This window comes from Veillonella sp. CAG:933 (assembly GCF_000431435.1).
Classification (GTDB): domain Bacteria; phylum Bacillota; class Negativicutes; order Veillonellales; family Veillonellaceae; genus Veillonella_A.
This window is the reverse complement of sequence record NZ_HF986225.1, coordinates 23,625-33,491: the sequence shown is the minus strand read 5'-3', so window position 1 is coordinate 33,491 and position 9,867 is coordinate 23,625. Positions and strand designations below refer to the sequence as shown.

Here is a 9,867-nt window from a genome sequence, read left to right as displayed (position 1 = left end):
GGAAGCTCCGACCTCTTTAGGTGGGAGTAGTTCACAAAGCAGTTCAAATAGGCATTATACAATTACAGGTTATGCAAATGAAGAAGTATACAATAAATATATTGCTGATTGTGATAAATTCACAATGTACCAGAAAGTATGTAATGTGGTATATCAGTCTACTAACGGACGAATGGATGCGGAAATTGAAAGTAATACTTTATATGTTACTCCAAAGAAATTTTCTAAGGACGAATTAACCAACATTAAAAAATCAGTATGGAAACAGACACAGGATAAGATCTTTATCAATGGTAAATATGCAGATAAACAAGAATACGGGATAAAAGATTACAAAGGACAAGAAGTAATTTCAAACTATTCGTATTTCGATAAGAAATTAAAAACAAATGCGTACATACATGGAAAAACTTTTGTAAAGCCTGGAAAATACGATTCTTTGTATCCAGATGCTAAGTACTATGTGAAGGATGCTAATACAAAGATGGGATTAAAACTTAAGTTTTTGAATTTTGCTGTTAAAACATATCGTTCAAATGATTTTTTGGGTCTTGCGTATTTGGTTGAATCCTTGTTAATTGTAACAGTTTTGGTGCCAGCAGTATGTATATATGTGTTTAAAAACGGAAAAAAAGGAGTTTGATTGTGTGAAGAATGATGAAAAAAAGAAATGGAAGAAAACCAGTTGTCATTCTTAGGATAGGAATAGCTGGTGGATGAATGCCAGGGCGGGAGGATTCTCGCCCGTTTTCTTTTAAAAAGCAAGAATCTTTATATGTGAAAAATATTCTTTCAAAAATATCTCATATTTATAGTAGAAGGCTAAGAAAGGAGTACGAAGATGAAGAAATGTCTCACATCAAGATATATTAAAAAGACGGATCTACGGCAAGAAAATAACGAACGGATCTTGCAGGATCTTTTCGCATTCAATTCCATGAAACGCACTTCTTTTTTATGGCAGAGACAGGATCGGAAGTTCTTGAAAGATGACGGAAAAGAGCTATCTCATCAGCTGAAGTTGAAGGACATATACGGATGTAAGGATTACTTCATTAATTCCGCTATTGGAAACGCTAGAGCACTCATCAAATCCGGACAGGAACTGACGAAGTTGTATATTGACGATGCCAAAGATGATATGAAAGCAATCCAAAAGGTTCTCCGTAAGAAGAAAAAATATCGCAAGAAGCTGTTGAAGATCAAGGAATCGATCATCAAGCATACAAAAGATCCAAAGAAATCACTGAAAGGATCTGCAAACATCAAGTATGAAAAAGATGGCAGTGTGACAATGCAGTTCTTCCAAAGGATATGGACCTATGAAACACTGTATCTGTTCGAACATCAATGGCTGGATCGAAAGCTTCGGCAGTTAAAGACACAGATCGCGAATATGGAGCATAAACTGAAACGACTGGAGGTTAAACAACAAAGATTCAAAGATCACCCTCTCAAGGTAAAGTTTGGTGGAAAGAGGCTGACAAAGAACCGGGCGATTCCAGAACGACACCGAGCATTAGAGAAACGAAGGAATCAAAGAATGATGATCTCTGGCAGAAAAGACTGTAAATATGGAAATTTTGTTTTCCATTATGATATTGAAACAAAAACATTAGAGTATCGGAGTATGACGGACTGGGATGGAAACAGGATCTGTTTTCCAAATGTCACATTCCCTTACGGGCAGGAATGGATCGAAACCTGGTTACAAGAACGAAAAGGTGCGATCGCATGGGAGATCGTAGACTGTGGAACTGCCTGGCAGATCCGCTGTATCCTGACGAAAGAACCGGAAGATATGAACAATTACTATGGAGATGGAACGATCGGAATCGATGTTAACTTTGATCATATCGCAATGACAGAGACAGATCAGAGTGGAAATCTCCTGCATCATAAAGTTTTTTATTATGATATAGAAGGAAAGAGGAGTGGCCAGATCAAACATCAGATCTCGGAAGCTCTGGAAAAGATCTTTCAATATGCGGATCAACAGTACAAACCAATCACAGCAGAGAACATTAAAAGTATCCAGAGAAAGAAGTTTTACGACAAGCATCGAAAAAGACACTGGCATATCAGTATGTTCGCCAGTGCCTGTATCCGGGAACTTCTGATCTCAAAAGCCGTGAAGTATCATATCGGTGTCAAGTTTGTTCATCCGGCGTATACGTCCAAGGCTGGGAAAATGCGATATCTGAGAAGATACGGACTCAGCATTCATGAAGCCGCGGCTCTCTGTATCGCAAGGAGAGGACAGGGATATAAAGAATCGATCCCATCCTATCTGAAACCTTACCTGAAGGATGAAAAAGTCCGTGCCCTGATCCCGCAGCAATGGGGATCCATAACGAAACTCATCAACAAAGTCACTACACAGGATCTCCTGTCCTATCAGGATCCTGTCTTACATAGAAACTGATAACCTATTTACAAATGAATCTATGGAGTCATCCTGTACCGGGCGTGAGCCGGAGTCCCTCAGAGAAAACTGCCGTCCTATCCCGGATGCATTGCAGGATGACTGGAACACAGGGACTGTCTGTGACCGGATCAATGGATCTCCTTTCTGACGGCAAATGACCTTTTTTTTAAAGAGGACAGGCGTTCTCAGATCGGCTCAGGGATGCAACGACCGGTGTTCCGATAGAGGAAACTCTCTATCAAAAAAGGATCGCACGAAGTGAGGAGAACGAAGTGTCGATCGCCATACCACCATTGGAAGCCACTTGTCATTCTTTGAATGGCTGGTGGAGCCTCGCCAATGACGAAAATCAGGATAACTTGAAATATGATCCTGAATATGATGATCAGGAATGTGAATTAAAAGATTTCAAAGGGCAGAGAGTATGTTCGGGTTATACTTATTCTGATAAAAATTTAAATATCAATGCCTATGTATATGGAAAAACTTTTGTAAAACCTGGAAAATACGACTCTTTATATTCAGACGCAGAATACTATGTGAAGGATACTAATACAAAAACAGCATTAAAACTTAAATTTTTGAATTACATTGTCAAAACATATCATTCAGATGGATACTTAATTACATTATGCAGTTTTGAAATTTTATTTTTCATAGTCGTCCTTATACTTACAATGTAAGAGTATACGTAAAAAAAGGAGTCTAATTATGAAAAAGATAATGAAAATAATTGTATATACTGGAGTTATCATTTCTTTGATTCCAATCATTACGATGTTCTGTATCAATCTGAGACAAAATAAGATAGAAACGGACCGTAATTTTTATGGCAAAGAAATTACAGAGGGTCAATTAAAAGTCATTCAAAATTCATATCAAAAATATGAGTGTAATATAAAATATTTTGTCATAAAAAAAGATATAGGACAGTTGAAATACTATTATAATGATAAAAATCATATGAAATTTGAAACGAATGAAAAGATCTATAATAAATACATTAAAGGTGCAGATATTTTTTTTGTATACAAACCAAAATGTCAAATCAGTTATCGTTCCAATCATGGAAAATTAACAGCTACGTTTATTGGAAACAAAATCTTTTTGATACCAAAAAAATTTTCGGATCAAGAATTAAAAACAGTGAAAAGTCTTGTGGTTCAAAAGAGTCATAAGAAAGTATTTTTAACATACTCCTTAGATGATGTTGCAAAAAAATATAACAATCTTGCAATTCATGGCTTGAAAAATAAAAAAGCAATTACTGATTTTAAGTTTTCCAATGAGCTTGGGAATGGATCAGTTTGTGGAAAAAGTCTCATAAAATCTGCAAAATATGATCGCTTATATAAAGATTTTGCTTTCTATCAAACTCCAAAAGAAAAACTTACAAATACAAAAGACAGGTTCTTATTGTTCTCTGCAAAATTACAGCCCTGTTATCCTAATGGATATTTTCTGTTTTATATGGTCTCATTTTTATTTTCTACACTATTAGTATTGTTTGCAGGAGCTAAAGATGAGAACGTCTTGATTATTATATTACAATATGTTGTAACAGGGCTTTGGATTGGTCAATGGGACAAAAGCGGAATTGTAATGGCGATTATTCTTATTTTGATTCTGTTGTTTTTCATAGGAAAGGAATTGAGAAGCATAAGAAAAGAGGGCGATTTACAAGATGAAGAAAAGAAAAATATTTGAGTTTTTATATCAGCTATTATTATTCCAATCATTTGTTGGATTCTTTGGAAGCATATTTGTTTTGTTGGTAATGAAATTTACGTTTGTTTATGAACCAATAGGATATGAAGAAACACATCCTTTTCATCCAATACCACCCCCAGCAAGTTTTCTGCAGGTCATACAGTATCATCCCATAATCTCAACATTTTGTGCAATCTGCGGAATAATATTTTTTCTGTATGTTGCATATAACGTGACAAAGACTATCGAAATGCATGTTAGTGGAAAAGAGAAGGATGCCAGATTGTTAATGCATCATTGTATCAATGCCTTAATAAATCTAAAAAATGTAAATATAAAAGATTTGGAGGAAGAGAAAGAGATGATTGGCGAAGTTAATGTATATCTGACAAACCCAGGTGACCTTAATCCTGAAAAAGTGATTGACTATTATTCAGATTCTGATTTTGAATACAATCTTCGTATCGGAGATTACTGTAAAGTTGTATTAGATAGAGAGGAGCCAACTCATTGGATATCTGGTATCATAATTGAGATCAACGAAGAAGAAAATTCTTTTTCAATAATAGATTCTGATGGTAATATCATTAAAATTGAGTGTGATCATATTCATAATATATGTTCTAAAGAAGAATTACAAAATCTAATGAAAGGGAAGAGTATAAAATGATTTTGCAAGAAAAAATTAAAAATACCAGTTTGCTGAATAAAGAATTATCCAACGAAGAAGTCAAATCAATTGTTGAACCAGCAAGAGAATCAGTCAATGCAAAAACAGCATTGTTTTCAATTCGTCCGGAATATGTAGAAAAGATTTTCAATGGAACCAAAAAGTTCGAATATCGAAAACAGCCAAACAGAATTCCAATTAGCAAAATACTGATATATGAGACAGCTCCAATCATGAAAATTGTGGGAGAAGCAGAAGTTGAAAAAGTTCTTGTGGATACACCAGAAGTGATCTGGGAAAAGACCAAAGAATATCCTGGAATAAACAAAAAGTTTTATGATCAGTATTTTCGAAAGCGAGATACTGCAGTTGCTTACCAATTGAAAAATGTGATCAAATTCGATATTCCAAAAGAATTAAGCGATTTTGGGATTAAAAGAGCCCCACAATCATTCTGCTATCTGCCATGAAATCTTATATGTGAAAATAATTTTGTTTGAATTCTTTCATATTTATATTGAAGATGAAAACTATATTCGAAGAAAGGAAAATATATGGCAGGATTAGATAATAACATGCTTTCAGTTATTGAATGTTTGGCGAAAAATAAAATACAGGATGCGAAAAATGCAGCGATCGTATGCTGCAAAAATGATACAACAAAAAAGAACGCAGCGAATCTTAATTACTATCAAAAACTTTTAGAAAATGGAAACTCAACATTTATGGAACTTCCTCCAAATCTTCAAGCCTATATGTCATTAGAAGATGTTTCCGGATTTCGTGAAGATCGATATTATGTTGGAGAAAAACAACAGAAACTGTATATCAGATTCTTGTAGGAACAAAAGTATCAGATAGACTAATGGAATATGGCATTTCCTATCATAATAGTACGCTTCTATATGGGGTTCCTGGAACAGGAAAAACTGAATTTGCAAGATATGTTGCATATAAATTGGGGCTTCCATATGCATATTTGAACTTTTCTAATCTGATTGATTCATATATGGGAAAAACGGCACAAAATTTATCAAGAATTTTCGATTATTGCAAAGGAATGAAATGTGTATTGATGTTGGATGAGATTGATTGTATTGGACAAGCTAGGCAACATAATTCCGGCCCAGATGCAGAAATGGGACGAATTGTCATATCTCTGATGCAATGTCTGGATAATCTTGTACATGGACAGATTGTAATTGCTGCAACAAACAGAGAAGACATTCTTGATAAAGCATTAAAACGAAGATTTCGTAACAAAGTGGAATTTACAAAATTCAATGAGAACGAAGAGCTTAAAATGATTGAAAAATTTGTAGAAAGCATTGATCTTATGAACATGGATCAAGAATTGGTTGAATATGTAAAGGATGATCACACGCAATCTGAAACCATGGATTTTCTTGTAGAAAAACTGATCCAAAAGGTAAGCAGGGAAGTAATCTAGATGACTCAAAAGGTAGTATTTATATAATATCGGATAATCTTCAAAAAGAATCCGAAATCTTATATATGAAAAATAAAAATTGCGAAATTCATCATATTTGTATTAAACAAAGAAGAAAGGAAGATGAAAAGTGAAAGAAGCATACCCTGTTTTTTTAACAGAAGATACAAAAGAAAACGGATTCTTGGTATATGTCCCAGGACTTGAAATTCATACAGAAGCTGCCGATCTATATGATGCGATTCAAATGGCAAGAGATGCGATTTCTTTAAAAGTTGCAGATCTGGAATTGGATGAAAAAGGACTTCCTACACCAATGACTTATGAAGAAGGATTTGCTAAGGTTTCGAAAGAATATGGATGTTTGGAAGGAATCATGACTTATGTAGACATTAACACGGAATCTTATCTAAGCCGTTTGAAAAATAAGTCTGTTAGAAAGAATTGTTCTATTCCTGTTTGGATGGACGATGAAGTCAAAAAATATGGAATTAGTTGTTCAAAAGTGTTGCAAAATGCATTAGCTATGAAAATTGCAGAAGAACGTGAAAAAGATAATATAGGAGATATCAGGAATGAAAATAAAAAGCGGTAGAAAAATGGATATAAAATTTAGTTCAAAATTAGAAAATATATACTTAAATGGGGGAACATATAATTTGCTGATCGGAGCCATTGTACTATATGGCTTGTTGATAAATCTCATTACATGTGCGTTTTTCAGAGATTATATAACAAGGATCCCATTAAAAGGATTGTTAATTGGATATCTGCTTATCGCAATTGTTGGAATTTCCATAATGACATTTTGTAAATCGGTGATCTTAAAATTCATAGGCTACAATATGCTGGTAATTCCGTGTGGTGCAACATTATCTACAACCTTAAATGATTATGTTGGAAAATCTGATATTGTATTAGAAGCATTGATCATTACAACGATCATTACTGTTTGTATGGTGATTCTTAGCTCTGTTTTTCCTAAATTTTTCTTAGGAATTGGAAGAATGCTTTTTGTTGCACTGTTAGGCATTATCATTGCATATATTGTGTGTCTTTTTGCAGGCTTAAATTCTGGAATTGTAACATGGATTTCAGCGATCGTATTTTCTTTATATATCGGACATGATTTTGTGTCAGCACAGCATGCATCCCATAATGTAGCAAATGCGATCATTTTTGGTGCAGATATCTATTTGGATCTGATCAATCTTTTTGTTGATCTCTTGGCAATCTTAAAAGACAATGACTGATTACTTATATATATGAAGATAGATCACAGAAAGGAGAATGCAAAGTGAAATCAAATATTAATTACACATATCCGAAATATGTTTCCGTAGAACAGTCCGATGGACAAATTGTTCAAATTTTGTATAAAAATATCAAGAATCATGAGGAATTTATTAAATGATTATACGGATGAAGGAATAGATGAATATGAAAAAGAGGCTTATACCCAATTGAAAGATCTGAAAAAGCAAATTAGAGAAAATCCTCAAGTAGTTCTTGCTTTAGATTTGCCCACATGGAGATATGTAGTCAAATCATAAAAACATAATTGAAAAAATACCAAAAACAGATTAGTTGTTCAATCGCTAGTCTGTTTTTTGTTAATATTAGCCAGTTCTATCATTTAAAATCTTATATATGAAAAATATCTTTTGAAAAATCTCGCATATTTAAATAAAGAAGAAAATGTAAATGTTTCATCTTGGGATAGAAGGAGAATGGAGAAATGACAGAAACACCGAAAGAAAAAATTGAAGAGCTGATTGCATATTACAAAGAATATGAAGACAGTCCACAGACAGAAAAATGCTTACAAGAATTATTAGCATATAAAGAAACCGTAACAGGAATTGCAAGAATGCTGGGCGTTACTCAGTACGATATCTCAAATAAGGATGCAGAACTATTAGACGTGAATCTTAATAATGATGCTATCAAAAATGCAATAGATAGATACAGAGCTTGTACAAATACATATCTAAACAAAATTACAATCGTGGCATTAAAGGAGTTATTAGAATATAGGAAAACAGAATTAGCGCCAGATCAAGTAAACAAAATGAAAGACGAACTTAATTATTACAAAGGTGAGTTTTACTACATAAAAGAACAGTATGACCAATTGCTGCATGACATGGATGAAATAAGTCCCTATTAAGACAAATAAAGGAGAAAGACATATGAATGGCTTATTAAATACGTTGTTAGAAGAAAAAGAGAAGCTTGATGAATTATACCGGATAGAGGAACAGCATCGAAAAAGAATTCACGAAACCTTGGATACATTAACTATTGATCAAATCAAGGAAATGTCATTAGAAGATAAGATATTACTGAGAGAAACGTTTTTGCTTTCTATTAAAGCTAAGCAGAGTACCATGTCCATAAGAGCAATTGCACCGCATGGGCGTGGGTGAATGCGCCTTGATGAACCCTAGATTTTCCTTTCCTCTTTGTTCTTTTATATAGTATCGAATAACTTTCAAAAGGAATCCAAAATCTTATATATGAAAAATATTTCTCATAAAATCTCGCATATTTATAATGTAGGAACAAAAAGGAAATTTATAAATACGATGTTTCCCAGACATCAGAAAGGATACAACCATATGGCATTTACCGTGACACAACGGGTGATCTCATCCGAAAATACGATCTACAGTTATTGCGACAACCTCTGCAGAAAAGCAAAGTTGTTGTACAATGCTGCTCTTTTTCGTGTCCGTAATGTTTTTACCGGATATGAGAAGGAGCATCGGACAGAAAACGAGATCGGAGTCTTTGAAGAGATCGCTATGTTGCAGAAAGCTTATCCAACGATCCATGTCCGGAAAGTGATCTCTTATTATCATCTGGAAAAGCTGATGCGTGTGACAGATAATCCGGATTTCTTTGCCGGTCTTCCAAAACAGACGGCTCAGCAGATGACAAAACAGGCTGTCACGGATTTTAAGAACTGGCTGACCGCTTTAAGAGATTTCAAGAAACATCCGGAAAAGTATCTGGGAAAGCCTAGGATGCCGCATTATAAAAAACGGGATCTTGCGACTGTGATCATCACGAATCAGGATGCCGTTTTGTATCCAGAACAAGATGGTGTATCCTTGAAACTTCCGATCACAAAGGAACGTTTGTACTTCTCAAATATCTCAGAGGATGCTTTTCTGAAAGATGTCAAGATCAAACCATATCATGGAAGATTCTTACTCTGTCTGACATTTGAAGAACCGGAACCTGTGATCAAAACTTCCATGCCGAATACCTGTGCCATTGATTTCGGGACTGACAACTTCGCAGCTATCGTATGTGATGATGAATCATCAGCAATCTACAAAGGCGGAGCTGTCTTATCTGATACGCAGTGGTTTCATAAACAGAAGGCAAAGTATGTTTCCATCCTGACAAGGGGACATAAAAACCGATATATCCCATCGAAGAGATTATCTGATCTTTCTTATCATCATGCGAACTTTGTAAAGGATCAGTGTCATAAGATCAGTCGGGGCATTATCGATTTCTGCGTGAAGCATCAAGCAGGGACTCTGATCCTCGGTGTGAATCCGTTATGGAAACAGAATTCCAGGATCGGAAGAGTCA

Annotated in this window: 13 protein-coding genes; all 13 read left to right on the top strand. The window is 34.6% G+C overall.

The genetic code is table 11. The features are described from left to right. Positions 1-643, top strand: a 643-nt coding sequence (locus tag QZL64_RS11165; protein WP_296309579.1) for a hypothetical protein, incomplete at its 5' end; no start/stop codon positions are given. 339 nt (positions 644-982) lie between these two features. After that, entirely contained in the window at positions 983-2,425 is a 1,443-nt protein-coding gene (locus QZL64_RS11160; protein WP_296309578.1) for a hypothetical protein, read from the top strand. Between the two features lie 275 nt (positions 2,426-2,700). Continuing rightward, the gene (locus tag QZL64_RS11155; RefSeq protein WP_021842056.1) at positions 2,701-3,111 is read left to right on the top strand and encodes a hypothetical protein; all 411 of its coding nucleotides are present in this window, start codon (positions 2,701-2,703) and stop codon (positions 3,109-3,111) included. Positions 3,112-3,139: 28 nt separating this feature from the next. After that, on the top strand, positions 3,140-4,135 hold the full coding sequence (locus QZL64_RS11150) for a hypothetical protein (protein WP_021842055.1): 996 nt from the start codon (positions 3,140-3,142) through the stop codon (positions 4,133-4,135). Beyond that, positions 4,113-4,808, top strand: coding sequence for a hypothetical protein (locus QZL64_RS11145; RefSeq protein WP_021842054.1), 696 nt, complete (start codon positions 4,113-4,115; stop codon positions 4,806-4,808). The genes QZL64_RS11150 and QZL64_RS11145 overlap by 23 nt, the downstream gene beginning before the upstream one ends. Next, the gene (locus QZL64_RS11140) at positions 4,805-5,278 is read left to right on the top strand and encodes an ASCH domain-containing protein (RefSeq protein WP_021842053.1); all 474 of its coding nucleotides are present in this window, start codon (positions 4,805-4,807) and stop codon (positions 5,276-5,278) included. Before QZL64_RS11145 ends, QZL64_RS11140 begins: the two co-directional genes overlap by 4 nt. 84 nt (positions 5,279-5,362) lie before the next feature. Beyond that, positions 5,363-5,650 carry a hypothetical protein gene (locus QZL64_RS11135; protein ID WP_021842052.1) on the top strand — a complete coding sequence of 96 codons (288 nt, stop codon included), beginning with the start codon at positions 5,363-5,365 and terminating at the stop codon, positions 5,648-5,650. A 23-nt stretch (positions 5,651-5,673) separates the two neighbouring features. Further along, the gene (locus QZL64_RS11130; RefSeq protein ID WP_021842051.1) at positions 5,674-6,258 is read left to right on the top strand and encodes an ATP-binding protein; all 585 of its coding nucleotides are present in this window, start codon (positions 5,674-5,676) and stop codon (positions 6,256-6,258) included. A gap of 130 nt (positions 6,259-6,388) precedes the next feature. Further along, complete coding sequence (locus QZL64_RS11125) at positions 6,389-6,853, top strand: type II toxin-antitoxin system HicB family antitoxin (RefSeq protein ID WP_021842050.1); 465 nt, start codon at positions 6,389-6,391, stop codon at positions 6,851-6,853. Next, on the top strand, positions 6,834-7,511 hold the full coding sequence (locus QZL64_RS11120) for a Bax inhibitor-1 family protein (RefSeq protein ID WP_021842049.1): 678 nt from the start codon (positions 6,834-6,836) through the stop codon (positions 7,509-7,511). The genes QZL64_RS11125 and QZL64_RS11120 overlap by 20 nt, the downstream gene beginning before the upstream one ends. A gap of 485 nt (positions 7,512-7,996) precedes the next feature. Then, positions 7,997-8,428, top strand: a complete 432-nt coding sequence (locus QZL64_RS11115; RefSeq protein ID WP_021842048.1) for a hypothetical protein — start codon at positions 7,997-7,999, stop codon at positions 8,426-8,428. A gap of 22 nt (positions 8,429-8,450) precedes the next feature. After that, complete coding sequence (locus tag QZL64_RS11110; protein ID WP_021842047.1) at positions 8,451-8,687, top strand: hypothetical protein; 237 nt, start codon at positions 8,451-8,453, stop codon at positions 8,685-8,687. A 192-nt stretch (positions 8,688-8,879) separates the two neighbouring features. Further along, positions 8,880-9,867 (top strand): transposase (locus tag QZL64_RS11105; RefSeq protein ID WP_296309576.1); only part of this gene is annotated, 988 nt, incomplete at its 3' end.